This window comes from Bacillus sp. PK6-013, from assembly GCF_054161445.1.
In genome coordinates this window covers 3,693,917-3,717,573 of record NZ_CP096417.1, presented here as the reverse complement: position 1 = coordinate 3,717,573, position 23,657 = coordinate 3,693,917, and the positions used below count along the sequence as shown (strand labels likewise).

Sequence of the window (23,657 nt, the reverse complement as noted above, 5' to 3'; positions counted from 1 at the left end):
GGAACTGTTAGTCCAAAAAATGTTATCAGATGTAGTTAGGGGGATGAACATGTCGAATCAAGCAGTGTTAAAATTTATCTCGGAGAACCAAAATGTACTCGCCGTGAATTTGGCGGATATTCTGAAAGAACTAAACAGCAACATGACAAACGTGAAGCTGACTGAACACATGTATGAGACGATCAGCAATGAATACATTCATATCCTTATGAATGAGTCCGGGGACGGGAATGAAAAATCGATCGACACCATCTACCAGTTTTCTTCAAAAGCCGTACAGCTCGGCGTTCCGCTGAAGCTTCTGTCGTCGGGATTATCAGCTTTTTGGAAGCACCTGTACTATGAAATGAACAAGGACGTCCCGGAAGATCAGCAATGCTATGATCTGATATGGGAAATCGATAAATTTATCGAACCGATCAACAGCGAAATCTTGAATCAGTATGCGATCTCCTGGGAGAAAACCGTCGCTCTTCAAAAGGTCGCATTACAGGAGCTCTCGGCGCCGCTGATCCCGGTTTTTGAAAATATTACGGTGATGCCTCTCGTCGGCACGATCGACACGGAGCGGGCCAAAAAGATTATGGAAAACCTGTTGAGCGGCGTCGTCAAACACCGGTCCGAAGTCGTCCTCATTGACATTACGGGCGTGCCTGTCGTCGATACGATGGTCGCACACCACATCATGCAGGCTTCCGAAGCTGTCAGACTGGTCGGCGCAAAATGCCTGCTCGTTGGAATCCGCCCGGAAATCGCGCAGACGATTGTGAATTTGGGAATCGATTTAACTCAGGTTATTACAAAAAATACCCTGCAAAAAGGAATTCAAACCGCATTAGAAATGACAGACAGAAAAATTGTTTCATTGGAGGAATAAGTTTTGAGGATACCTAACATTCCAATTTTGAAGCTATATAACTGTTTATTGGTATCCATTCAAGTGGAGCTCGATGACCAAACCGCTCTGAAATTTCAAGAGGACCTGCTGAACAAAATATATGAAACCGGTTCGAACGGAGTGGTGATCGATCTGACTTCGGTGGACATCATCGATTCATTCATCGCCAAAGTACTTGGCGATGTTATTACAATGTCAAAACTGATGGGCGCCAAAGTCGTTCTGACTGGCATCCAGCCGGCTGTTGCGGTGACATTGATTGAACTCGGCATTTCTTTGGACGAGATCGAGACGGCGCTCGATCTCGAAAAGGGGCTCGAGACATTGCAGCGGGAATTGGGGGAATAAATATGGCAGACCAATCCTGTGTGAAGATTTTGACAGAATGGGACATAGTGGCCGCCAGACAGCTCGGGCGAAATGTCGCCAAAGAACTGGGGTTCGGCACAGTGGACCAGGCCAGAATCACAACAGCCATCTCAGAGCTGGCGCGTAATATTTATTTGTATGCCGGAAAAGGCCGAATCTGCATCGAACAGGTTCAGGAAGAAGGTAAAAAGGGGTTGAAAGTCATAGCGGAGGATGAGGGGCCGGGAATCGCTGACATCAAAAAAGTGATGGAAGACGGTTTTTCAACCTCAGGCGGCCTCGGAGCGGGCCTGCCGGGGGTAAAGCGTCTGATGGACCAATTTGAATTGCATTCGGACGCGGAAAATGGAACGGATATACAAGCCATAAAGTGGCTGCGGTAGGAGGGAAGGAATGGATTTCAGGGAAGTGATTGAGCAGCGCTATCGACAGCTGCTTAGCCGTTATATATCTGAATTAACAGAGACATCCCTTTATCAGGGGCAGAAATTCAGCAGAAAAACGATTGAACATCAAGTGCCGCCGGAAGAGATTATCAGCATACACCGAAAAGTTCTGTCTGAATTATATCCGGATCTTCCGGACCATGTGTTCCATTCTCTCGATTTTTTAATTGAAGTGATGATTGGATACGGTTTGGCCTATCAAGAACATCAGACATTAAGAGGAATTCAGCAGGAAATTAAATCGGAAATCGAAATTGCCGCAAATGTCCAGCAAACGCTGCTCGAGACGAAGATCCCGAAAGTTGAAGCGCTTGAAATCGGAGCGGTCAGTGTTCCGGCTAAGCAAATGAGCGGTGATTATTATCATTTTGTACGGGACAAGGAATCGATTAACATCGCCATTGCAGATGTGATCGGAAAAGGAATACCGGCCGCGTTATGCATGTCGATGATCAAATATGCGATGGACTCTCTTCCGGATTCGGGCACGTCTCCTTCACAGGTGCTGAAAAACCTGAACAGGGTCGTCGAACAAAATGTGGACCCTAGCATGTTTATTACAATGTTTTATGGCAATTATCATCTCCAAAAACACCTATTTACGTTTTCATCTGCCGGTCATGAACCTGGCTTTTATTATTCTTGCAGGGAAAATAAATTTTACGATTTAAACGCAAAAGGCCTCGTTCTTGGCATTTCATCACAATACGACTATGAGCAGTACGAGCAAAAACTGGATATTGGCGATATGATCGTTCTTTTTTCAGATGGTGTAACCGAATGCCGGACAGACAGCGGATTTTTGGAGCGGTCTGACTTGCAGAACCTGATCACTGTACATATGGAGAAACCGGCTCAGCAAATGGTTGACTGTATATACGAACATCTGCTCAAGCTTCAGGATTTTCAGCTTCATGACGATTTTACTCTCATTGTTTTCAAAAGAAAGGTTTAAAGTTTCTCTTCGCTGGGTAATAAACCAGTAGCTCATTAAGAGAACCAGAGGTGATATTGTGAATTTGGCAGTTGATACGAAAAAAAATGATCATGTGATAGAAGTAAAAGTGGCGGGCGAAATTGATGTGCATACGGCTCCGGCATTGCGGGATGAGCTGATGCCGCTCGCGGAAGAAGGAAAAGATCTCAAAGTTTCTCTGAAAGACGTTTCATATATGGACAGTACAGGGCTGGGTGTATTTGTCGGCATTTACAAAGCGGTAAACAGAACTGGGGGTTCTTTAGTGCTTGAAAATCTGTCAGAGCGTTTGATCCGTTTGTTTGATATTACAGGCTTAAAGGACATCATTGATATTTCTGGAAAGTCAGAGGGTGGATTATAATGAAGAGAGCAGCTGATTACATTGAAATGAAGTCACCTGCCAAACCTGAATACGTAGGAATCATTCGTTTAACCCTGTCGGGGATTGCAAGCAAGATGGGGTATTCTTATGATGACATCGAAGATTTGAAAATTGCGGTCAGCGAAGCGTGCACAAACGCTGTGCAGCATGCTTATAAAGCAGACAAAACTGGAGAGGTCTCCGTCAGATTCGGCGTGTTTGAAGACCGCCTCGAAATCATCGTCGCAGATCAGGGAGACAGTTTTGACATTCACGATAAACAGAAAGGGCTGGGGCCATATTCCCCTGAACATACGGTAGATCAATTGTCAGAAGGAGGGCTCGGTTTATATTTAATGGAGACGCTCATGGATGAAGTGCGTGTCCAGATTGACTCAGGCGTAACCGTCTCGATGACAAAGTTCTTAAACAGGGAGCGAGTTGATGATGGCACAACCGTCCAAAACTACGAAACTAACTAAAACCGAAGTCGACACGCTGATCAAAAAATATCAGGATCGCCAGGATGAAGACGCTCAGCTGACCCTTGTTCAGACATATAAAAATCTGGTGGAAACACTCGCCAAAAAATACTCAAAAGGAAAAAGCTTTCATGAAGATTTATGCCAGGTTGGGATGCTCGGATTGCTTGGAGCCATCAAACGCTATGATCCCGATGTTGGAAAATCGTTTGAAGCGTTTGCGATTCCGACCATTATCGGAGAAATCAAACGGTTTCTCCGTGATAAAACCTGGAGCGTCCACGTCCCGAGAAGGATCAAGGAGCTCGGGCCGAGAATTAAAATGGCGGTGGATCATTTAACGAATGAAACGCAAAGGTCCCCAAAAGTCGATGAGATTGCCGAGTTTCTTGACGTCACAGAAGAAGAAGTGCTGGAAACAATGGAGATGGGCAAAAGCTATCAGGCGCTTTCCGTCGACCACAGCATTGAAGCGGATGCAGACGGCAGCACGGTGACGATCCTCGACATCGTCGGCTCGCAGGAGGAAGGCTATGAAAAGGTGAACCAAAAGCTGATGCTTGAAAGCGTATTGCACGTACTGTCCGACCGCGAAAAGCAAATCATTGAGCTGACTTACATTCAAAACAAAAGCCAAAAAGAAACCGGTGACATGCTGGGCATATCGCAAATGCACGTCTCACGTCTGCAGCGCAAAGCTGTCAAAAAGCTGCGGGAAGCGTTGGCTGAAGATCCGTTTATGGAGCTTAAACCATGATTTGGACTGAGTCGAATGAACATATGCAAGCGCTTGTTTATCAGCTTCCTAAAGAAGGAAAAGCCGTCTGCGGAGACAGTTTTTATTTCCATGCGACTGACGAAACTATGGTGTGCGCGCTGGCCGACGGGCTTGGCAGCGGTGCGATGGCACAAGAATCCTCCGCGGTTATCAGCGAAGTTGTCGAAGAGCACGGTCATGAAGAAGTCGCAAGCTTGATGGAACGGTGCAATCAAGAGCTGAAACATAAGCGCGGCGCAACTGTGGCGATTTTAAAAGCCGACTTTCGAACAAGAACGATTGCTTACAGCTCTGTAGGCAATATCCGCTTTATCTTGTACGCTCCTTCGGACAAATATATCCACCCTCTCCCTGTGACGGGATACATGTCGGGAAAGCCGCAAACATACAAAACATTCACCTACACGTATGAAAAAGGGTCAAGATTCATCATTTATTCAGACGGATTGGAAGTACCCGCTCTCCGGTCTTATTTAAAACAGCACCACACACCTGGAGATATATCGAATCAGCTTGAATCATACACACTAATGGGAAAAGACGATCTCACCTATATCATCGGACAGCTTTTTTAAAGAAGCTGCCCTTTGATATAGGTGTTTTTCTGTTTGTTTTGGTACACTAAGAAGACAACATTCTTTTGGAGGCTACAATGGATACTTTAGCGTTAATCGTCAAACAAATCGCAAAAGAAACAGAGCTTGCGTCAAAGCATGTCGAGAGTGTCATTCAATTGTTAGAGGACGGAAACACCGTTCCCTTTATCGCGAGATACCGCAAAGAACAAACGGGCTCCATGGATGAAGTCCAAATTCAAACAATCTCCGAACGCTGGGGATACATCCAGCATTTAAATCAGCGGAAAGACGAAGTCATCCGGCTGATCGACGAACAGGGTAAGCTGACCGGACAGCTGAAGCTCGATATCGAAAAAGCGGACAAGCTCCAGGAAGTTGAAGACTTATACAGACCATTTAAACAAAAACGAAAAACGAAGGCGACGATCGCCAAAAGCAAAGGCCTTGAACCTTTGGCTGATTTCATCATCGCGCTCCCGCGCAACGAAGACGTAATAGCCGAAGCACGCAAGTACATAAATGAAGAAAAGGAAGTCATGAGCGCCGAAGAAGCGCTTGAAGGAGCAAAAAACATACTGGCTGAACGGATCTCAGACGAACCGGAATACAGAAAGTGGATCCGGCAGGAGACTTTTAAAAGAGGAACGCTGAAATCCGCGGTGAAAGACGCCGAAGCCGATGAGAAGAAAATCTATGAAATGTATTATGAATATGAAGAGCCGATTCAAAAAATCGTTCCTCATCGCGTGCTTGCGGTTAACCGCGGCGAAAAAGAGGAGATTTTGAGAGTGTCGGTCGAGCCGCCGGCAGACCGCATTCAAGCTTACTTGGAAAAACGAATTTTACAACACAAGCAAACAAGTGCTCAAGATGTGCTGAAAAGCGCAATCGAAGACGGCTATAAGCGCCTCATTCAGCCGTCCATCGAAAGAGAAATCAGAAAAGAATTGACGGAAAAGGCGGAAGATCAAGCGATTCACATTTTTGCCGAGAATCTGCGCAAGCTGCTGCTGCAGCCGCCGATGAAAGGAAAGCTCGTTCTCGGCGTCGATCCGGCATTCCGCACAGGCTGCAAGCTTGCAGTTGTCGATGAGACGGGAAAGATGCTCAAGATCGATGTCATATATCCGCACCCTCCCGTCAATAAAAAAAGCGCGGCCATTGAAAAAGTGAAACGCATCATCGAAGATTTTCAAATTGAGGTCATCGCCATCGGGAACGGAACGGCATCAAGAGAGACGGAACAATTTATCGCCGATCTTTTGAAGGACATCGACAGAAAGGTGTACTATCTGATCGTCAATGAAGCGGGAGCCAGCGTCTACTCGGCATCAGAGCTTGCGAGGGAAGAATTCCCGGATCTGCAGGTTGAAGAACGGAGCGCCGTGTCGATCGCACGCAGACTCCAGGACCCGCTCGCCGAACTTGTCAAAATCGATCCCAAATCGGTCGGTGTCGGCCAGTACCAGCACGATGTCAGCCAGAAAAAACTAAACGACTCGCTCCGCTTCGTGGTGGAAACCGTCGTCAACCAAGTCGGCGTCAACGTGAATACGGCGTCAGCCGCGCTCTTGCAATATGTAGCCGGACTATCGAAAACAGTCGCGGCCAACATCGTCAAAAAGCGGGATGAAATCGGAAAATTCACGAGCCGGAAAGAGCTGAAAGACATTCCGCGCCTGGGCGCGAAAACGTATGAGCAATGCATCGGCTTTTTAAGGGTGCCTGACGGCGGTGAACCGCTCGACCGCACAGGCATCCACCCTGAGAGCTATAAGGAGACGAGAGAGCTTCTGAAAAAGCTCGGCCTATCAACAGCCGACATCGGTACAAGAGAGCTTCAGGACAAAATCAACGAACTGAATATTTCCGAAGCAGCAGAACAGCTTGGAATCGGGGAAATCACTCTGAAAGACATTTGCGCCCAGCTGACAAGGCCTGAGCGCGATCCGAGGGATGAAGTCCCTAAACCGCTCTTAAAAACCGATGTGCTTCAATTGGAGGACTTAAAAGAAGGGATGGAACTGCAGGGGACAGTGCGGAACGTCGTTGACTTCGGGGCATTTGTCGACATCGGCGTGAAACAGGACGGGCTCGTCCACATTTCCAAGCTCAGCCATTCCTTCGTCAAGCATCCGCTTGACGTGGTATCGGTCGGGGACATTGTTACCGTATGGGTGGAAGATGTCGATGCTGCAAAAGGAAGGGTATCCTTATCAATGGTGAGGGATCGATAGTCCAGCTTGCCGGAGCTTTGTTTCTCCGGCGGGCTGATCTTTTACACTCCGATTTTTAACAGAATGCGGTGGATGACGCCAGCCACATGAGCCGGCGTCTGAACCATCCCTTCATTGATCCATTCCTCCAAAACGCCGACTACTCCTGAGACGACAAATGATATTTCCATTTCATCGCATGTAACCTCGTTTTCCGATTGCTCTATCATGCTCAATTCTTCAAAAATTTTCCTCTGGAAAAAGTCTTTAAATTTATTGATGGTCAAAATGTTTCCTTTCGGTTTCGTCAATAAAGTGAAAATCGCAGCGTTTTGATAAATATATTCGGTCGTTTTTTCGATGAAGGTGAGCAAATTGTGCGGATCTTCGCTCGGAAAATAATCATCGTAAAATCTCCCCAGCTGATCAAACAATTCATTTTCTATTTGTTCATACAAGTCAAAAATATCTTTATAATGAAGATAAAAGGTTCCGCGTCCTAAATCCGCGCGCCTCGATAAATCAGAAACGGTGATTTTATTGATTTCTTTCTCATGGAGCAGTTTTAAAAAAGCCTCTTTTATCGCTCTTTTCGTCTTGATTGATCTTCTGTCCTCCATCGTTTTGCCCTCCGTTTATAGACAAATTTTCATGTGTTGTTCATTATTGAACAGCTTAATCACGATTGCCGATTGAACATTGCTTTTGCTTCAAATTATAATGAACATGTGTTTATTAATCAATAGCTGTTCATATTTTCGAGGAGGTTTTCAATGATTCAATATCGTCTGGCTTCAGCTGATCACTTGGACGAGGTGGCACAACTGTTTCATGAGTCTTTTGACAACTATCCGTTTATGGATTTGCTTGTAAGACCCGAAAAGAAAAACCCCGAATTCTTTTATGAACTGCATAAAGTCATCACTCAGGCATATATAAATAGGCGGGGGTGCTTTATCGGTGTTGTGAATGGTGAGATCGTCACCGCGGCCCTCTTAAAACATCGGGATGATCCAGACGTTGGAGTGATGGATTATATATCAGCTGGAGGAATAAAGTTGTTTATAAAAGGGGGCCTTTCCGCGGTATGGAATATGGTGAATGTGGCGGAAGAGGCGAAAAGATCGTACAAGGGCATCAAACAGCAGAAATGGTATTTGGAGGCGTTGGGGGTCTCCTGCTTCCATCAGGGCAAAAGTTTCGGCAGCAAGATGATCAATGACTGCCTGGTCCCTTTCATCCGAAGAAACGGAGGCGGGATCCTCGCTTTAATCACCAACACGAATTTAAATCGATCGTTTTACAAAAAGAACGGATTCGATGAATTTAGTGCATTTCCCCTTAAGCGATTCGGCCGTGAAATAGGAAATTGGAGTTTCAAAAGAACAATTTACTAATGTATTAGAAAGCCGATATAAAAAGTACGACGGCTTTCATGTTGATCAGCAAAACACGAATGTTTTGTCTGACGGCAGCAACCAGCCGTCTTTTTTTAATGAAAAACCCGCACAGCTCATAGAGGAGGAATAAAACGTCAATGAGAACGATTATAAAGGCGAGATGGATTATTGCGGCGCTCTGGATTGCAATGGCCGCCGTCTTATTCATCACGGCGCCCGATATGGGGCAATTAACAAAGGAGAAGGGCCAGATCGCGGTCCCTGAAGGCTATCCGTCTTCTTACGCGAACAAGCTTCTCGAACAAATGTCAAAAGACGGGGATACGGACAAATCGGTTGTCGTCGTATTTCAGGACAAACAGCTCCTGCCGAACCGGGAGGCGGCTTTAAAAAAAGCGATCACCATTTTAGAAAAGGATTCCTCCCTTCACGTCTCAGATATTACATCATACTTTGACGCGGAGGAGGATATTCAAAAGCAGCTGTTGTCAAAGGATCGAACGACGCTGCTTGTACCTGTCACATTTGATGCGAACAAAATCAGTGCGGCCGATTTTAAAGCAAAGGTAAATGAAAAGCTCAAACCTTTAAAGCTTGACTACGAGATGACCGGACAGCCGCTCATTGATGATGATGTTATAACAAGTTCACAGGAAGGCCTGAAGAAGACCGAATATATCACGGTCGGTTTTATTTTAATCGTATTGATTCTCGTCTTCCGTTCTGCGGTTGCGCCTTTTGTCCCGCTTTTGGCGGTCGCGTTTTCCTACCTTGTGAGCCAGTCCGTCGTCGCCTATCTTGTCGAATACGCTGATTTTCCGCTGTCCACGTTTACGCAAATTTTCATGGTGGCGATCATGTTCGGAATCGGGACGGATTACTGCATTCTTCTTTTAAGCCGTTTTAAGGAAGAGCTTGCCCACGGGAAAGACAAGATTGAAGCTATCCTGACAACGTATAAAACGGCGGGAAAAACCGTTCTGTTCAGCGGATTCGCCGTTTTGATCGGTTTTACTTGCATCGGCTTCGCCGAATTCCAGCTTTACAAATCTGCGGTCGCAGTAGCGGTTGGTGTCGCAGTCTTGATTTTGGCGCTTTTGACGATCGTGCCGTTTTTTATGGCTGTTTTGGGAAAAGTGCTGTTTTGGCCCGTCAGAGGGAATATCGGGCATCCGCAGTCAAAACTATGGGAAACCGCCGGCCGTTTCGCATTCAGTAAGCCGCTGATCAGTCTGTTGATCGTAGCGGCCGTGGCCGTTCCGCCGATCTTAATGTATAAAGGAACGCTTTCCTACAACAACCTTGATGAAATCGGAGATCAATACGAATCCGTCAGTGCATTCAACACCATCTCCTACAAGTTCGGGCCTGGGGAATCTTTGCCGGTCACGGTCGTGCTTAAAACATCGGATGCGCTTGATACCAATGACGGGCTGATCGCGATTGAAAAAATCAGCCGCGCCATTGAACAGACAAATGGCGTCAGCAAAGTTCGCAGTGCGACCCGTCCGGTCGGAAAAGGACTGAGCGACCTGTATGTCAAAACACAGGCAAACGAACTGAATAAAGGGCTTGAGAGCGGCAATAAAGGTCTGAAAAAGATCAAAGACGGGCTTGCCGAGGCGAGCAAGTCGATCGCGGATCAGAAGCCGCAAATCGAAGCGTCCGGAAAAGGAATCAATCAGCTGATCAAAGGAACCGAATCGATTAAAGCCGGCATCAGCGACGTTGAAGCCAATATGAGAAAGCTGAAGGACGGTACAGACCAAAGCAAAGAAGGCGTCGCCCGGGCGAAAAAAGAAATTCAAGCTGCGAAAAAACAGCTGACGGCGCAGGTCGATCAATTAAATGGACAAATCGAAAACTACAAAGAAATATCGAAAGTCTTGAAAGCAGCATTGTCACAAGCAGAAAGTGCCCAAGGCATAACGGCTGACGTGCAAAAGATGATCGAGCAGACAAATCAAAATTTCAAAAATCTTGAAAGCGAAATTCCCGAAGTGAAGGAGAATCCTTCTTATTTAGCGATCAAAGGCTCTTACACAGAGCTTGCATCGGCAATCAAGCAGGGATCACAGAAAGCGGCCGTTTACACGAAGCAGGCGGCAAACGCGAAAAAGCAGCTTGAAGCAGCAGATGCATTTATCGCAAAAGCGCAGGAAGAGCAAAAAGTGTACACAAGCAAAATCGATGCTCTGATCAACGGCCTCGGCCAAATCGAAAAAGGACTTGAAGAGACATCGAAGGGGCAGGGACAGCTCGCCGATTCGCTGCCTAAGCTCGAATCAGGAGCGGGCGATGTCGCTGAAGGCCAAAAGCAGATGAAGGAAAAAGTCGGAGAATTCGCCGGCCAGCTCGATCAATTAACAAAAGGTTTGAATTCAAGCGTGGACGGCCTCGAAAAAATTTCAAGCGGTCTGATGGGGGCAGGCGACTACCTGGATCAGCTGAAAAACGCATCGGATCAAGAAATGTCCGGCTGGTTTGTCCCTAAAGAAGTCCTGAAAAACAAGCAGTTTCAGCAGGTATTTAATTCCTATATGTCAGACGACCGCCATATCACGACGATCGATGTGATATTGGAAGGCAATCCGTACGGAAACGGAGCAATTGCTAATGTTAAAGATATTGAAGCGTCCGTAAAACGGGCTCTTCCCGATACGCATTTGAACGATGCATCATTTGGCGTCGGCGGCGTTTCCAGCATCAATGCCGATCTGAAGCAGCTGTCAGACCAGGATTTCAGCAACACGGTGATCTATATGATGATCGGAATTTTCCTGATCCTCGTCCTGCTGTTCCGTTCTATTGTCATGCCGGTGTATTTGGTCGGATCGTTGATCTTGACGTACTTTGCATCCATCGGTATAACCGAGTTTATTTTCACGGCGTTTTTCGGCTATCCCGGCCTCAACTGGGCGGTGCCTTTCTTTGGATTCGTGATTTTAATGGCGCTTGGTGTGGACTATTCGATCTTCCTGATGGAACGCTTTAACGAATACCGGGGAACGGATATTAAAACGGCTATGACGGAATCGATGAAAAATATGGGGTCCGTTATTATTTCAGCTGCTGTCATTTTGGCGGGAACCTTCGCGGCAATGCTGCCGTCCGGCGTTTTATCGCTTCTGCAAATCGCCACCCTAATACTGACGGGTCTCTTGCTGTATGCATTCGTCATGCTGCCGCTGTTCGTCCCTGTGATGGTTCGGATCTTCGGCTCAGCCAACTGGTTTCCGTTCAAAAGAAAAGAATAAACGGCTCGTCCATCCACAGAAGAATCATTCGCCCATGCTCCCCGAAATCGGGCGGTCAGCTCCATTTGGGGAGTAACGGGCGCCATTGTGTGAGATGATAAAAGGACCGGTGAAGATGATGAGGAAACAGAAGAAATTCCGTTTGGGCTCCGATGAACACTGTCTATCAGCAGTGTTTTTTTCTGTAAAAATACCAGCACTGATTCAGCAATTTAATCTGGTAATGATCTTTTTCATAAAAAGCTCTCTGCATCTGGCTTTTGAGCCAATTCGGCATTGCTCATCCCTCCTCAGGCTCTTATCATAAGAGTATGGGTGTTGTGTATTAGTTTATGCCGCCCGGAATTTGTCCTGTTCAATGTTTTTAAAAATGAGGTGGACCGAAGCAATGGACGAACAACAACTGCAGCAGCTGACAGAACAGCTATCGCTCACATATTTTAAAAAACCGTTCCGGCACCGCGCTTACTTCAACAGCCGCCTGAAAACGACCGGAGGCAGGTATTTGCTGAATTCCCACAATATCGAACTGAATAAAAAATACCTGACAGAGCACGGGCAAAATGAGCTTGAAGGCATCATCAAGCATGAATTGTGCCATTACCACCTCCATCTTGAAGGAAAAGGCTACAAGCACCGCGACAAAGATTTTAGAACGCTATTAAAGGAAGTCGGTGCGCCGCGATTCTGCACGCCGCTCGCAGGAGAGAAAAAGCCGCAAAGAAAAGTGCGCACATACAAGTGCGAAGCATGCGGACAAACGTTTCTTCGAAAGCGGAAAATGGATACAAGCCGTTACGTTTGCGGCAAGTGCGGAGGGAAAATAAAAGAAATCATAAAAAAGGGTTGACTGATCAGGCTTGTCTATGATAAATTATAAAAGCCGTCGCAAGACGAGCCACAAAGACAAATTGTTCTTCTTGACACATTTTGTCGACATATTTATAATAAAATGAGTCTGATCATTCCACAGTAGCTCAGTGGTAGAGCTATCGGCTGTTAACCGATCGGTCGCAGGTTCGAATCCTGCCTGTGGAGCCAATGGAGAAGTACTCAAGTGGCTGAAGAGGCGCCCCTGCTAAGGGTGTAGGTCGCGTAAGCGGCGCGAGGGTTCAAATCCCTCCTTCTCCGCCATTAGGAAAATATGATGCTGACTTCATATGGCCCGTTGGTCAAGTGGTTAAGACACCGCCCTTTCACGGCGGTAACACGGGTTCGAATCCCGTACGGGTCATTTCTCATATGTTGGGCTATAGCCAAGCGGTAAGGCAACGGACTTTGACTCCGTCATGCGTTGGTTCGAATCCAGCTAGCCCAGCCATTATATTTGAGCCATTAGCTCAGTTGGTAGAGCATCTGACTTTTAATCAGAGGGTCGAAGGTTCGAGTCCTTCATGGCTCACCATTGTTTTTTCACGCGGGTGTGGCGGAATTGGCAGACGCGCTAGACTTAGGATCTAGTGTCTTTACGGCGTGGGGGTTCGAGTCCCTTCACCCGCACTTTAAAAACAACATATCATGCGGTCGTGGCGGAATGGCAGACGCGCTAGGTTGAGGGCCTAGTGGGTGAATAACCCGTGGAGGTTCAAGTCCTCTCGGCCGCATTATAGGAATACCAAGGGTTTAAGCGCCCTTGGTATTTTTTATATTCATCTAGTTTTTTGTCTCCTGTGCCCACACCGTGCCCACTTACTTAAAATAAGTCGTCTAACTTGTCCGTCATTTCTTTCTGTTTATTGGGATATAGGTGTCCGTATACATCTATTGTTGTTTTTACAGAAGTATTTAATTTTACGACTGAAAATGTCCTTTGATGATGGAGTGTCTTTATATTGAAAAATATAGGACTCATCTGAATGAAGAATATTGAGTTTTTTAAATAAATCCTCTTGTTTCTCTCTCCAATAGTCTAGGAGAGAGAAAAGTTTTCTATTAATGCTTATGCGTCGAATAGAATTTTTTGTTTTGGGTAACGTCACTATAAACTCTTTGTTTAAATATGTTGCAGATTTGCGAACATCTATTTCCATTAATATTCGGTCTATGTCTTTCCATTGGAGGGCTAACATTTCACCGCACCTCATTCCGGTGAAAAAGGCTAGTGCATAAAATGTTTTAAAAATGACTTGATCATCAGGAATTAAGTTGATAAATTTTTTAAATTCCTCCGGTCTCCAAAATTTCATCTTTTTTCGATCAAGAGGGAGTTGTTTGATTTTGCTGCATGGATTGTTTTGAATAAATTTTTCATTTTGGGCTGTCTCGAATATTTTATTTAAAGTGGATATGATATTATTTACGGATTTATTGCTCAGTTTCTTATCGAGTAAGTGATTTCTAAAATCGATGATATGGGTGTGCGAGATCTTTTGTAGATCAGCATTTTTGAAATATTCTCGAATGTGTTTATTTATTGTGTATTGCTGAATTTAGTAATAATTTGGCTTGCTGTCGACCTTGCAGTTTTTTAAATGCTGATAAACTCTCTGTTCCTATAGCTGTAGCATTATAATGAAATTTTGAAAATCCAAAACAAAGATTATGTTGCATTTATTGATGCTGAGGAAGGAACATGTCACTTTAAAGACAGGATTTTTTTGATTCAATAAAACCTATTTATCTTGAGCAGAATGGAAACACCATCCACGCAATACTTGATTACTTAAAGTAAAATTAGCTGTTGATTTTCATACCATATATTGATATATTTGGAATAAAAATAATTAACTAGGAGGTCAAATATGGCGAAAAAGTTTATTAAAACTATTGTCTCACTTTTGGTCTTTGTGTTGGTTATGGGTGTTCTAAGTCCATTATCTCAAGCAATTGAAGAGGGGAAAGAGGATGAAAGCATTGATTTCAACTCAACTCTCAATACATTGAATGAGATTTTTCCAAAAAACATTGATGGAATATCATCAATTTCAACAATCAATAAAAAGGACATTCAAAGTTTGGATAATGAAAAGTTTGAAAAAGAGTTTGATTTTTTAATAGAAGACCCAGTATTTCAGCAGTTAGAACAGGTGCTTGCCAAACAAGAGATTAAGGACGCTGAAATAAAGCCGATGTGGGTGCCAATTGTTGCTACAGCTTTAAGGGTCTTAATTAGCAAAGTTGGCAGGTCTGGAATGAAAAAAGGTTGGGCAATCGCGAGACCATATGTTGAAAAAGCTTTAAAGGCGCCGAGTAAATATAAGATTGATGGCCCCGGTGGTGGTGGCAGAATTATTCAAGTTCGTTTAAAATCTACCGGAAAACCAATTTTCAGATTAGATTATTATCCAGTTAAGACGGGAGGCCCCTATAAACTTCATTACCATGTGCCGCCTAACATGAAAAAACATCATATCATTTTCTAAAGGGAGGGTTTCCTAATGAATTATGATGAAACGCAACATCTACATATTAGTTACGATAAAAATGGATTAGATCTTGAAGCAGTAGGATTAAAGAGACTAGATGTTGATGTTTGGGACGTGTATTTTAACTTTCAGGATCATGCAATGGATGAGCCGTCTTTGAAGTTTTCAAAAATCGATCCATTCGGTTGTAAGATATTCTCGATAACAAGTAAAGATTTAAGTGAAGATGAAGCTACTCAATACTTCGAACTTTGGATTAAACATGAGTTAAATAAAGCTCTCTAATTTAAGCTCCTTTGCTACGAGGGAGCTTTATTGTACGCTAAGAAAGAATAAGCACAGCATAGCAATATGTATCTTGAGCAGAAGGGAAGAGGTAGCGCTTATTCTTTATTCAATGCCTCAACAAAACGCCACCCGTACAATTCTTTTCTCATTTCAAGGTCATCAGTACCATCACCACCTTGGCTTAAAAGAATCAATTCAGCAGAAAACCACTCTTCAAGAACCTCTTCAAATATTTCACAATAGTTTTTCGAGGACTTTTCACCTATTCTTTGGTGTATTAATTCTTGTTCATGAAAAAAAAGGGGGGATTTATTCTATGCAGGATGCGCTCTATTTGCTTGATGAAGCAGAACAGGCTTTAGAGGATACATGATAAAGCTTTAACTTCTGAAGATTTGCAACATACCTTCGCCTTTAAAATTAAAAAATCTTTAGCTGCTTTAAACATGGATAGACCTTGTTAAATAAAGAGGGAATAGAGAACCACTTTGGTAAGTTCGTACTCCATTTTTACTCCATAATTAATAAAAAACAATCAAATTTTGTGTAATCAACGATGTAATGAAAATAAGCTTTCATAAGCAGTGATAAGCTTCCACTTTATTGAGGGCCTAGTGGGTGAATAACCCGTGAGGTTCAAGTCCTCTCGGCCGCATCATAGGAATACCAAGAGTTTTGACACCCTTGGTATTTTTTGTTTTGTTGTTGTATTTTTACTTTAATGAAAAATAGGCTCAATAAATACATATTCATCAGATTCAGACTTTACTTGTTTCATAGAGTGGAACTTACTTCGTTCTGCATGTGGCATGAATTCCATAAACCCAGCTGCAGTTCTATCGGGATGGGGAAAATTTTATATCCGTTTTGGTGTGCCGGTAATAACGACTTCGGTGTAATGATAATTGATCACTTTCAGCCAATAATGAGAACGTGTATTAATTTCATCAGGCGAGTCAGCTTTCTTGAGCACGATTCCCTCTGAAATTTTTTCTTTGACCAAGGCAAAGTAAGCTAGTCCGTTTCCTTGAATTCCTTCGATAGGATGATTCAGTTCAAGTGAATTCAGAACTGTCCTACGCCACAGTGAGCGGCTTGTTGGCGATTGACCGACTGTCTTTGTAGAAACATCGAAAACACAGTAAACAATCTGATGAGCTGACTTTTTGGACATGAAACGTTCCATTACAGCTTCAAAGTCAGGAGCACCACCTGGGGCAGCTACAATGACTTCACAATCTCTCATGTATATCTCCTTTATACGAAATGGTATAAATAGTTATTAATTACAAATATTAATCCGTCAGATTTATGATTCTGCGAAAAGAGGATAAGGCTATAGTTTTACAAGAACACTTATAATGTGATTTTTTAGGTCTTTGTAATTAAATTACATTTATTTATGATATTCACTCATGAATTCATGGTATTATATTGAAGAGAACGATCAAAAACTTTGGCATTAGTAATTAATAATGTTTTAAATCTATACGGGTGCTACCTCATGTCAAAGTCAGAATAATTATTATAGGAGGTAACATATGTTTAAGTTTAAAAGGAATTTCTTAGTTGGATTAACGGCAGCTTTAATGAGTATTAGCTTGTTTTCGGCAACCGCCTCTGCAGCTAGTCCAGACTACTGGCAAAATTGGACTGATGGCGGCGGAACAGTAAACGCTGTTAATGGGCCTGGCGGGAATTACAGCGTTAATTGGTCTAATACCGGAAATTTCGTTGTTGGTAAAGGTTGGACTACAGGTTCGCCATCTAGGACAATAAACTATAATGCCGGAGTTTGGGCGCCGAATGGCAATGGATATTTGGCTTTATATGGTTGGACGAGAGCACCGCTCATAGAATATTATGTAGTGGATTCATGGGGTACTTATAGACCTACTGGAACGTATAAAGGTACTGTAAAAAGTGATGGCGGCACATATGACATATATACAACTACACGTTATAATGCACCTTCCATTGATGGCGAAAAAACTACTTTCACGCAGTACTGGAGTGTTCGCCAAACGAAGAGACCAACTGGAAGCAACGCTAAAATCACTTTCAGCAATCATGTTAGAGCATGGAAGAGTCATGGAATGAATCTGGGGAGTATTTGGTCTTATCAAGTCTTAGCGACAGAGGGATATCAAAGTAGTGGAAGTTCTAACGTAACAGTGTGGTAACAGATCATCTTTAATCAGGGGTAGCGGCTGTTGATCGTTCCTTGAGACATTTTATAATCATTGTTAATGTGAGTGACTAAGAGGCGATGGTCTTTTAGTTGGGATTCCAATGTATTCCTCGGAGTGGGGAAAACGATTGTTTAGGCCTTGATAGGAAAACACTGGATTAAAGGGAAAGCAAGGTTATAGAATTTGAACCAGTATAAATTTTAAAGCAGGCATATGCCTGCTTTATTTTAATGCGCTATTAATGATTTTTGCATGTATTCCATCTAATTTGTACCCTAAAAGTATTTCCTCAGTTGCTTCATTCGTAAAGTGAGGAATTCCTTTTATTTCGGCTAATTTTTCTCTGAAATTTCAACCGAAGAGCAAATTGAAAAATACAAAGAACGAGCAAGAAGAACAGAATATGATCATTGGAAGGATTGAATTATATTTAGACTTTTCTGTTGTGAAGGCACGAGCTTTTACAACAAATATAAAAGGGTTCAATCGAGGATTCCGTCAAATAAAAATAACTCCAGGATATTGGTCGAGGGTCCGAATTAACGAAAAAAAAAGACAATAGTGAAACCTTTTTTTTGTTATCAATCTCATGGATAGACCATTTTAAAAAACAAAAAAATCTTAAGAACCACTTTGGTAAGCTTTACGAAATTCGTTTGAAAAGCTTACTCCATTTTTACTTCATCATTCTTAAAAACAATGAAGTTTTATGTAATTGGTGTAAAGAGATACCATGAAAACAAGCTTTCATAAATCGTGATAAGCTTCCACTTTATCGAGGGCCTAGTGGAGGCAACCCCGTGAGGGTCAAGTCCTCTCGGCCGCATACCAATCATACCGAGGGTTTAACTACCTTTAGTATTATTTTTTTGCAGAAAATACGGCAATAAATGTACCGTGTGGTGAAGTATGCAAGTATATTTGGCACTAAAAAAGTGCTGACCTCTGCACAAAACCGTTGTGCGAGTCTGCACTTTTATTTTGCAAGATACACTGCCTGCTATCATCGATTATGGGGAGTTGTTTAATCCGTTCTTAGGTGTGCTGATATTTGGTTTTTAGAAGCTTTTTTTAAGTGGCTAAAACCAACAAATTTTTTGCTTTCTTCATCCCACAGGCGGAACTTTAATGACTTAAGACTTGTTGCCAGTGTAATGGTCGGAACGTTTTGCAATGGTTTAATGTTGTTATGCACTTCTTCAAGCTTATAGTTTGGGACTCTCGGGCTTAAATGATGAACATGATGGAAACCGATATTGCCTGTTAGCCATTGCATGACTTTTGGAAGCTTATAAAAAGAGCTTCCTTCAACTGCTGCTTTTACATATTCCCAATGCTCATCTTCTTCAAAATAAGAATCCTCAAACGTATGCTGAATATAAAACATCCAAATTCCGAGAGATCCCGATATCATAAAAATTGGCGCCTGAACCAGCAGGAAGTTTTGCCAGCCAATAGCCCAGCATAAAAGTGCTGTCAAAGCGACGATTCCCACGTTCGTTACATACGTATTCATCCGTTCTTTGCGTTTTGCCCCTTTACGATTAAAACGATTGGTAATCCCGAAGACGTAAATCGGCCCAATCATAAACATAACAAACGGATTTCTGTACAAACGGTACATTATTTTTGTCTTAGTTGAGGCTTCCTTATATTCTTCAACGGTCAGTACCCAAATATCGCCTGTACCGCGTTTGTCCAAGTTGCTGCTTGTCGCATGGTGGACAGAATGGTCGCGTCCCCAGTGATCAAAAGGATGCAAAGTCAGAATTCCTGTAATTGTTCCAAGGATTCGATTCGCCATTTTGTTTTTAAAAAAGGAGTAGTGGCAGCAATCATGAAAGATTATGAAGGTTCTCACTAAAAAACCTGCCGCAACAACAGAAATCGCTAATGTAAGGAAATAAGAAATCGACAAGCTCTTATATGCCAAACACCATAACAGGAAAAATGGCACCAATGTGTTAATGATTTGAGAAATACTTTTTTGTAAATCGGACTTTTCATAAGGTGTAACCAGTTTTCTCAAAGTCCTTAGGTTTTGCTCATTCATTTTTTAATGTTTCCCTCCTATGATGATCTAGAAAACGTTTTATTGCCTTTGAAGTCCCTGCGTCATCCACTATAAATGACAAGTATCTTTCCTATTCTTCTATAAAATCATTGGAAATGAGAAGCTGATTTCCAGCTCGATTAAATGTTTATTAGCAGAGCCAGCCGGGATACAAATGCGTATGAAAATTATACCCGGCTCTTTATCGGGCCAAACGCTCTCCCTGCTCCCCTAGGGAATCGGTTTATTTAGTCCGTGAGCATTGATTGTTTGAGGACATTACTAGTAAGGTTTGAAGACACTCTGATTCATTTTCACGGTGTTTTTAAACCATGGTTATTAGACCTGTTAGACATGTTATAAATTCAATGCAGAATTATTGAGACTCCGCTTCTGCACTGACATCCACATTTAGGAAATAATGCCATGAATAAAACAAAAATATGAATTGCAATTATTTCCGTTTCCTGTTATGATAAAGAAGAATTATTTTTGTTCGGTGTAAAGGATAGTATGAATATTGACTTTTCGTCTTGATGATACTTTGGGCAAGGATAGTAATACAATGTGCGGTAACGCACTAGGAGGCAACAAAAATGGAACAAGGTACAGTTAAATGGTTTAATGCAGAAAAAGGTTTTGGATTTATCGAACGTGAAAATGGAGACGATGTATTCGTACACTTTTCTGCAATCCAAAGTGACGGATTCAAATCATTAGACGAAGGTCAAAAAGTAACATTTGACGTTGAGCAAGGTCCTCGCGGAGCTCAAGCTGCTAACGTTCAAAAAACTGCTTAATCTTCAATCGTTTATACAAACAGGCTCTATATATAGGGCCTGTTTTTTTATGTTCTCTGTATAATGCTTAATAAAAAACCCTACTCAACGTTCGAGTAGGGAGGTGGTAAAAGGTAATAGAAAAAGATTTAACGCTTCAAAGGTTGTTTACAGTATAACATACTGGATTGACAATATGCGGAATGTATATAAATTATTTATTTTTTTTCGAATGCAATTACTTTTTATTTTTTTTCACTAACTTGCTCGTTAATTTAAGTACAAGACTTCGCAATCTAAGTCCTACAAATCACTGGCATCAAACATCAAACAAAAAGCATCCCTTTTCGTAAAGAATCATCCTTTTCTTCGTTCATTCAACAATTTTTAGATATTTTGGATCAATGAAAATAACAGCTGGTCCATCTACAAGAATTCTGCCAACTTCAATTTTTACATAAGACTCAATCTTAATAGAAGTAATCTAGTTATAGAAATTCCATCATTTTTTATTGTTGTCCATATATTTAGATGTTACCAACTCGCGTATCTCTTTTATGGAAGGAAGATAAACGATTCACTGCCGAAGTGAATAAAAAAAATTCTTAAAGATAAAGGTGAGATTGATTGTTCTTTCTTCTAGAAATCATCACTTAGATATACCTAAAACAATGGAAGCCCTGCCTCTCTTCCATCCTTACGGCTCCTTGTCCGTGCCAGTGTGAATCAGGATTACAAAAATCAAGTGACGATTTAATCGGGTTTTTTGATAAACTGTAAATGTTCGTAAAAGAAATTTAAGTAATAAAAATGGATTAATTGTAGGAATAACAAAAGAGGTTAATGTTCTAAAAATAAGTTGAAGAAGTTAAACGTCTTTGAAATGATTTACTTTTAATTATCATAATGTTACCGGAAATTACAGGATGTTTTTTTGGATGCAATATATTATCTATAATGAACTTTAACTGAAACTTTTTATTTGATTTTCAGTGATTCCTTTAATTACTTCCAGTTCACTAATCAAAAATTCATATGCATTATCCAACATTTTTTTTTCGCTTGCATTAAGTGCTTTTTCTTTATTCATACGCATTAAATCACGTACAACTTCAGCGCCTTCTTGTATTTTACCCGTTTTTATTTTGTTCGTGTTTACTTTAAACCTTTGTTTCCACGGCAGTAACCGATCTGATTCTCCATGCTGGAAAATGTGTATAATGTGTTTTAATGCAAGTATATCAGTAACAGGTCTTATACCTGAACTCAATATTTTACCCGTTGGAATCATAACTTGCATATTACTGATTGACATTTTTATGACATAATACTGTTGTTTTTCCCCTAAGAATTCTTTTTCTTCTATGGCTTCAATTATACCTGCTCCTTGCATTGGATAAATAATGTTATCGCCAATTTGAAACATATCATCCACCTCCATATATGGTATCCTTCTTAAGATTACCATATATTCGTTTTTTCATCAAATATTTAATAATAACATGATCGTATTTTTGATGTCAATAAATTTCTTTAAAAAATTAGATTAAGCAAAAACAACAAAGCAATAGTGAACGTGTCGTATCGCAAAAAGGAAAGGTCACCTCGTTCTTTTTCTATTTTTATATTTTTCGCCTGTATATCTTCTACAGTTTCTCTTTTAACCTCATTACGAAGTTTAAATTTATCAGCAGAAACCTCTACCTACGATAAAATTGGTGAAATTTTTGTCAGCTTTTTTACATAACGTGACTGGTGGCAAGTCTGTTAAAATAACCAACTTTAATTAGCTTTTTGTTCCTTTATGAAAAAATAGTTGCCACCTTTCACTTTCGGTACTTCCATATTAAGGATATGCAATGTTTCTGTTTTCTTGAGTCATCATTGATCATATGTAGTCAGATCAACGTCAGGAGCTAACATATGCGCAGTCATTCCCTTCACCGAGGAAGAAGTACACAGTATCCCGTTCGGAATTGACCTCAGATTTGTATTTATGGAACTGTATTTTGTTGAGCTCGATCGACAAAAGGAATGGGGCAATTGCATTTTCTCCTCCCACATCTCGAATTTGTTAATGAAAATCAATCAAGTGTTACATCTTCTTCTTCACTGCAAAGTTCAACAGTATTTTTCCATTCAAATCCGGCTGTTCATAATGCTTCAACGCATCATAGAAATCTTCAAAATCATATACTTTTTCTGGAGCATTGATGACCATTCTTCCGCTCTCAACGAGCTTAATCACCTGCGAGAAGCGATTGCGGTATTCAGAAACGGAATGTCTCTCGTTCCAAAGTCTTAAGGCGAATAATTGTGGTGACACATGGTATACATTGTGTAACTTTCGCCAATCGTTTGGTATACCTGACAACAGACCATAACTGACAAACGTTCCTTCAGGTTTTAACGTCCTCGCCAGCAGTTCGCCGCTTTCTCCTCCAATAGAGTCAATTGCATGGTCAACACCGATGTCGCAAGCATCAGAAATCTGTTCATATATAGAACCGTTGGAAGCGTCGATGACTCTCCATGCCCCAAGTTTTTGAAGTTTTTCTATCTTGCGGCTGTTTCTTGTAATGACAATTAAACGGAATCCCAGTATAGTAGAAATTTGCGCAAACAAACCTGCAATAGATGTACCTCCGCCATTCATTAACACAATTTCATTCGGCTGAACACGCAATGATTCCGTACAAATTAGCCAGGCTGTTAATGGATTAATATACAGTTGACTGGCGTCGTTATCACTTATTGATGGAGGCAGCTCTATTGCATAATCGGCTTTGGTGGTTACATATTGTTGCCAAGTTCCCTCTCCTCTTACAGGGAGGACCCTTTTTCCAATCAGTGATGATGATACATATTTGCCCTGATCTATGACAATTCCCACACCATCATATCCTGCAACAGCCGGCAGCTTAATTCTATGAGAATAGGCCCCTCTAATTGGAAGCAAATCTGATGGATTAATTGGACTGGCAATCATTTTGACAAGAATTTCATTTGGCTGAAGAGGAAGCTTTTCTCCGGTATATAGCTGTAATTTTTGAAGCGGATCACCAAATTCCTTATATATTAATGAAACATTATTCATGATTTGTTATTGGCTCCTTAGTTTAATACTTCTATAAATAAACTTGCACTCTTTTGAGATTATGTCAATATTGTCTTTGTTTTAACATATTGATGGTGGTTATAAATTGAGGTTTAAAT

General features: G+C 41.9%; 23 protein-coding genes, 7 tRNA genes and 2 pseudogenes. 24 read left to right on the top strand and 8 right to left on the bottom strand.

What is annotated here, in order from left to right; translation table 11 throughout:
- The first annotated feature begins 49 nt into the window (after positions 1-49).
- From M1E03_RS18785 to M1E03_RS18745, 9 genes are all read left to right on the top strand, one after another.
- The gene (locus tag M1E03_RS18785; RefSeq protein WP_095292561.1) at positions 50-877 is read left to right on the top strand and encodes an RsbT co-antagonist protein RsbRA; all 828 of its coding nucleotides are present in this window, start codon (positions 50-52) and stop codon (positions 875-877) included.
- Positions 878-880: 3 nt separating this feature from the next.
- Positions 881-1,246 carry an STAS domain-containing protein gene (locus M1E03_RS18780; RefSeq protein WP_031305225.1) on the top strand — a complete coding sequence of 122 codons (366 nt, stop codon included), beginning with the start codon at positions 881-883 and terminating at the stop codon, positions 1,244-1,246.
- Between the two features lie 2 nt (positions 1,247-1,248).
- The gene (locus M1E03_RS18775) at positions 1,249-1,650 is read left to right on the top strand and encodes an anti-sigma regulatory factor (protein ID WP_023857861.1); all 402 of its coding nucleotides are present in this window, start codon (positions 1,249-1,251) and stop codon (positions 1,648-1,650) included.
- 10 nt (positions 1,651-1,660) lie between these two features.
- Positions 1,661-2,668 carry a PP2C family protein-serine/threonine phosphatase gene (locus tag M1E03_RS18770; protein ID WP_020450261.1) on the top strand — a complete coding sequence of 336 codons (1,008 nt, stop codon included), beginning with the start codon at positions 1,661-1,663 and terminating at the stop codon, positions 2,666-2,668.
- Between the two features lie 58 nt (positions 2,669-2,726).
- Positions 2,727-3,053, top strand: coding sequence for an anti-sigma factor antagonist (locus tag M1E03_RS18765; RefSeq protein ID WP_020450262.1), 327 nt, complete (start codon positions 2,727-2,729; stop codon positions 3,051-3,053).
- On the top strand, positions 3,053-3,535 hold the full coding sequence (rsbW, locus tag M1E03_RS18760; protein ID WP_020450263.1) for an anti-sigma B factor RsbW: 483 nt from the start codon (positions 3,053-3,055) through the stop codon (positions 3,533-3,535). Before M1E03_RS18765 ends, rsbW begins: the two co-directional genes overlap by 1 nt.
- On the top strand, positions 3,501-4,292 hold the full coding sequence (gene sigB, locus M1E03_RS18755; RefSeq protein WP_026580590.1) for an RNA polymerase sigma factor SigB: 792 nt from the start codon (positions 3,501-3,503) through the stop codon (positions 4,290-4,292). The genes rsbW and sigB overlap by 35 nt, the downstream gene beginning before the upstream one ends.
- Positions 4,289-4,888 carry a PP2C family serine/threonine-protein phosphatase gene (locus M1E03_RS18750; RefSeq protein WP_023857857.1) on the top strand — a complete coding sequence of 200 codons (600 nt, stop codon included), beginning with the start codon at positions 4,289-4,291 and terminating at the stop codon, positions 4,886-4,888. The genes sigB and M1E03_RS18750 overlap by 4 nt, the downstream gene beginning before the upstream one ends.
- A 77-nt stretch (positions 4,889-4,965) precedes the next feature.
- Positions 4,966-7,128, top strand: a complete 2,163-nt coding sequence (locus tag M1E03_RS18745) for a Tex family protein (protein ID WP_026580592.1) — start codon at positions 4,966-4,968, stop codon at positions 7,126-7,128.
- 41 nt (positions 7,129-7,169) lie between these two features.
- On the opposite strand, the gene M1E03_RS18740 is transcribed toward M1E03_RS18745, so the two are convergent.
- The gene (locus M1E03_RS18740; protein WP_020450267.1) at positions 7,170-7,727 is read right to left on the bottom strand and encodes a TetR/AcrR family transcriptional regulator; all 558 of its coding nucleotides are present in this window, start codon (positions 7,725-7,727) and stop codon (positions 7,170-7,172) included.
- A gap of 153 nt (positions 7,728-7,880) precedes the next feature.
- Here M1E03_RS18740 and M1E03_RS18735 point away from each other — a divergent pair, with 153 nt between their 5' ends.
- Complete coding sequence (locus M1E03_RS18735) at positions 7,881-8,504, top strand: GNAT family N-acetyltransferase (protein ID WP_023857855.1); 624 nt, start codon at positions 7,881-7,883, stop codon at positions 8,502-8,504.
- 140 nt (positions 8,505-8,644) lie between these two features.
- Positions 8,645-11,764 (top strand): MMPL family transporter, encoded by a 3,120-nt coding sequence (locus M1E03_RS18730; protein WP_458110559.1) that lies wholly within the window; start codon positions 8,645-8,647, stop codon positions 11,762-11,764.
- 166 nt (positions 11,765-11,930) lie between these two features.
- Here the strand turns inward: M1E03_RS18730 and cmpA are convergent, their stop codons facing one another.
- Entirely contained in the window at positions 11,931-12,041 is a 111-nt protein-coding gene (cmpA, locus tag M1E03_RS18725; RefSeq protein WP_023857852.1) for a cortex morphogenetic protein CmpA, read from the bottom strand.
- Between the two features lie 111 nt (positions 12,042-12,152).
- On the opposite strand from cmpA, the gene M1E03_RS18720 reads away from it, so the two are divergent.
- From M1E03_RS18720 to M1E03_RS18685, 8 genes are all read left to right on the top strand, one after another.
- Positions 12,153-12,614 carry a SprT family protein gene (locus tag M1E03_RS18720; protein ID WP_023857851.1) on the top strand — a complete coding sequence of 154 codons (462 nt, stop codon included), beginning with the start codon at positions 12,153-12,155 and terminating at the stop codon, positions 12,612-12,614.
- Positions 12,615-12,730: 116 nt separating this feature from the next.
- Positions 12,731-12,805, top strand: a tRNA-Asn gene (locus tag M1E03_RS18715).
- Between the two features lie 2 nt (positions 12,806-12,807).
- A tRNA-Ser gene (locus M1E03_RS18710) sits at positions 12,808-12,898 on the top strand.
- 28 nt (positions 12,899-12,926) lie between these two features.
- A tRNA-Glu gene (locus M1E03_RS18705) sits at positions 12,927-12,998 on the top strand.
- A gap of 12 nt (positions 12,999-13,010) precedes the next feature.
- Positions 13,011-13,085, top strand: a tRNA-Gln gene (locus M1E03_RS18700).
- An 8-nt stretch (positions 13,086-13,093) separates the two neighbouring features.
- Positions 13,094-13,169: transfer RNA gene (locus M1E03_RS18695), tRNA-Lys, on the top strand.
- Between the two features lie 12 nt (positions 13,170-13,181).
- Positions 13,182-13,264, top strand: a tRNA-Leu gene (locus tag M1E03_RS18690).
- A gap of 20 nt (positions 13,265-13,284) precedes the next feature.
- Positions 13,285-13,368 (top strand) — tRNA-Leu (locus M1E03_RS18685).
- An 89-nt stretch (positions 13,369-13,457) separates the two neighbouring features.
- Here the strand turns inward: M1E03_RS18685 and M1E03_RS18680 are convergent.
- A pseudogene (locus M1E03_RS18680) lies at positions 13,458-14,238 on the bottom strand (tyrosine-type recombinase/integrase); the annotation flags it as partial.
- Positions 14,239-14,505: 267 nt separating this feature from the next.
- On the opposite strand from M1E03_RS18680, the gene M1E03_RS18675 reads away from it, so the two are divergent.
- The 3 genes from M1E03_RS18675 (at position 14,506) to M1E03_RS18665 (ending at position 15,790) form a co-directional block, all read left to right on the top strand.
- Complete coding sequence (locus M1E03_RS18675; RefSeq protein ID WP_105980731.1) at positions 14,506-15,126, top strand: hypothetical protein; 621 nt, start codon at positions 14,506-14,508, stop codon at positions 15,124-15,126.
- Positions 15,127-15,141: 15 nt separating this feature from the next.
- Complete coding sequence (locus M1E03_RS18670) at positions 15,142-15,414, top strand: DUF3986 family protein (protein ID WP_023857848.1); 273 nt, start codon at positions 15,142-15,144, stop codon at positions 15,412-15,414.
- A 73-nt stretch (positions 15,415-15,487) separates the two neighbouring features.
- Positions 15,488-15,790, top strand: a complete 303-nt coding sequence (locus M1E03_RS18665) for a hypothetical protein (RefSeq protein WP_212110050.1) — start codon at positions 15,488-15,490, stop codon at positions 15,788-15,790.
- A gap of 354 nt (positions 15,791-16,144) precedes the next feature.
- Here M1E03_RS18665 and M1E03_RS18660 read toward each other — a convergent pair.
- Positions 16,145-16,657 (bottom strand): annotated as a pseudogene (locus M1E03_RS18660) (ATP-dependent DNA ligase); the annotation flags it as partial.
- A gap of 301 nt (positions 16,658-16,958) precedes the next feature.
- Here M1E03_RS18660 and M1E03_RS18655 point away from each other — a divergent pair.
- Complete coding sequence (locus tag M1E03_RS18655; RefSeq protein ID WP_035337139.1) at positions 16,959-17,600, top strand: glycoside hydrolase family 11 protein; 642 nt, start codon at positions 16,959-16,961, stop codon at positions 17,598-17,600.
- A 1,033-nt stretch (positions 17,601-18,633) separates the two neighbouring features.
- On the opposite strand, the gene desA is transcribed toward M1E03_RS18655, so the two are convergent.
- Positions 18,634-19,662 carry a Delta(5) desaturase DesA gene (gene desA / locus M1E03_RS18650; RefSeq protein ID WP_106071074.1) on the bottom strand — a complete coding sequence of 343 codons (1,029 nt, stop codon included), beginning with the start codon at positions 19,660-19,662 and terminating at the stop codon, positions 18,634-18,636.
- A gap of 596 nt (positions 19,663-20,258) precedes the next feature.
- Between desA and cspC the strand changes: the two genes are divergently transcribed.
- Positions 20,259-20,462, top strand: a complete 204-nt coding sequence (cspC, locus tag M1E03_RS18645; RefSeq protein ID WP_003179166.1) for a cold shock protein CspC — start codon at positions 20,259-20,261, stop codon at positions 20,460-20,462.
- 352 nt (positions 20,463-20,814) lie between these two features.
- On the opposite strand, the gene M1E03_RS18640 is transcribed toward cspC, so the two are convergent.
- From M1E03_RS18640 to M1E03_RS18630, 3 genes are all read right to left on the bottom strand, one after another.
- Positions 20,815-20,892 (bottom strand): hypothetical protein, encoded by a 78-nt coding sequence (locus tag M1E03_RS18640; RefSeq protein WP_229129452.1) that lies wholly within the window; start codon positions 20,890-20,892, stop codon positions 20,815-20,817.
- A gap of 513 nt (positions 20,893-21,405) precedes the next feature.
- Positions 21,406-21,867: a CarD family transcriptional regulator gene (locus M1E03_RS18635; protein ID WP_023857841.1), complete on the bottom strand. Its 462-nt coding sequence runs from the start codon at positions 21,865-21,867 to the stop codon at positions 21,406-21,408.
- A gap of 669 nt (positions 21,868-22,536) precedes the next feature.
- Complete coding sequence (locus M1E03_RS18630; protein WP_229129432.1) at positions 22,537-23,538, bottom strand: zinc-dependent alcohol dehydrogenase family protein; 1,002 nt, start codon at positions 23,536-23,538, stop codon at positions 22,537-22,539.
- Positions 23,539-23,657: the final 119 nt, after the last annotated feature.

What these genes read in the sequence shown, in the direction of transcription:
- M1E03_RS18630 (WP_229129432.1), bottom strand. Translation starts at nt 23,538, where the DNA reads ATGAATAATGTTTCATTAATATATAAGGAATTTGGTGATCCGCTTCAA.
- M1E03_RS18730 (WP_458110559.1), top strand. Translation starts at nt 8,645, where the DNA reads ATGAGAACGATTATAAAGGCGAGATGGATTATTGCGGCGCTCTGGATT.
- M1E03_RS18750 (WP_023857857.1), top strand. Translation starts at nt 4,289, where the DNA reads ATGATTTGGACTGAGTCGAATGAACATATGCAAGCGCTTGTTTATCAG.
- M1E03_RS18745 (WP_026580592.1), top strand. Translation starts at nt 4,966, where the DNA reads ATGGATACTTTAGCGTTAATCGTCAAACAAATCGCAAAAGAAACAGAG.
- M1E03_RS18670 (WP_023857848.1), top strand. Translation starts at nt 15,142, where the DNA reads ATGAATTATGATGAAACGCAACATCTACATATTAGTTACGATAAAAAT.
- M1E03_RS18635 (WP_023857841.1), bottom strand. Translation starts at nt 21,867, where the DNA reads ATGTTTCAAATTGGCGATAACATTATTTATCCAATGCAAGGAGCAGGT.
- M1E03_RS18675 (WP_105980731.1), top strand. Translation starts at nt 14,506, where the DNA reads ATGGCGAAAAAGTTTATTAAAACTATTGTCTCACTTTTGGTCTTTGTG.
- sigB (WP_026580590.1), top strand. Translation starts at nt 3,501, where the DNA reads ATGGCACAACCGTCCAAAACTACGAAACTAACTAAAACCGAAGTCGAC.
- M1E03_RS18770 (WP_020450261.1), top strand. Translation starts at nt 1,661, where the DNA reads ATGGATTTCAGGGAAGTGATTGAGCAGCGCTATCGACAGCTGCTTAGC.
- desA (WP_106071074.1), bottom strand. Translation starts at nt 19,662, where the DNA reads ATGAATGAGCAAAACCTAAGGACTTTGAGAAAACTGGTTACACCTTAT.
- M1E03_RS18785 (WP_095292561.1), top strand. Translation starts at nt 50, where the DNA reads ATGTCGAATCAAGCAGTGTTAAAATTTATCTCGGAGAACCAAAATGTA.
- cmpA (WP_023857852.1), bottom strand. Translation starts at nt 12,041, where the DNA reads ATGCCGAATTGGCTCAAAAGCCAGATGCAGAGAGCTTTTTATGAAAAA.
- M1E03_RS18720 (WP_023857851.1), top strand. Translation starts at nt 12,153, where the DNA reads ATGGACGAACAACAACTGCAGCAGCTGACAGAACAGCTATCGCTCACA.
- M1E03_RS18735 (WP_023857855.1), top strand. Translation starts at nt 7,881, where the DNA reads ATGATTCAATATCGTCTGGCTTCAGCTGATCACTTGGACGAGGTGGCA.
- M1E03_RS18740 (WP_020450267.1), bottom strand. Translation starts at nt 7,727, where the DNA reads ATGGAGGACAGAAGATCAATCAAGACGAAAAGAGCGATAAAAGAGGCT.
- M1E03_RS18775 (WP_023857861.1), top strand. Translation starts at nt 1,249, where the DNA reads ATGGCAGACCAATCCTGTGTGAAGATTTTGACAGAATGGGACATAGTG.
- M1E03_RS18655 (WP_035337139.1), top strand. Translation starts at nt 16,959, where the DNA reads ATGTTTAAGTTTAAAAGGAATTTCTTAGTTGGATTAACGGCAGCTTTA.
- cspC (WP_003179166.1), top strand. Translation starts at nt 20,259, where the DNA reads ATGGAACAAGGTACAGTTAAATGGTTTAATGCAGAAAAAGGTTTTGGA.
- rsbW (WP_020450263.1), top strand. Translation starts at nt 3,053, where the DNA reads ATGAAGAGAGCAGCTGATTACATTGAAATGAAGTCACCTGCCAAACCT.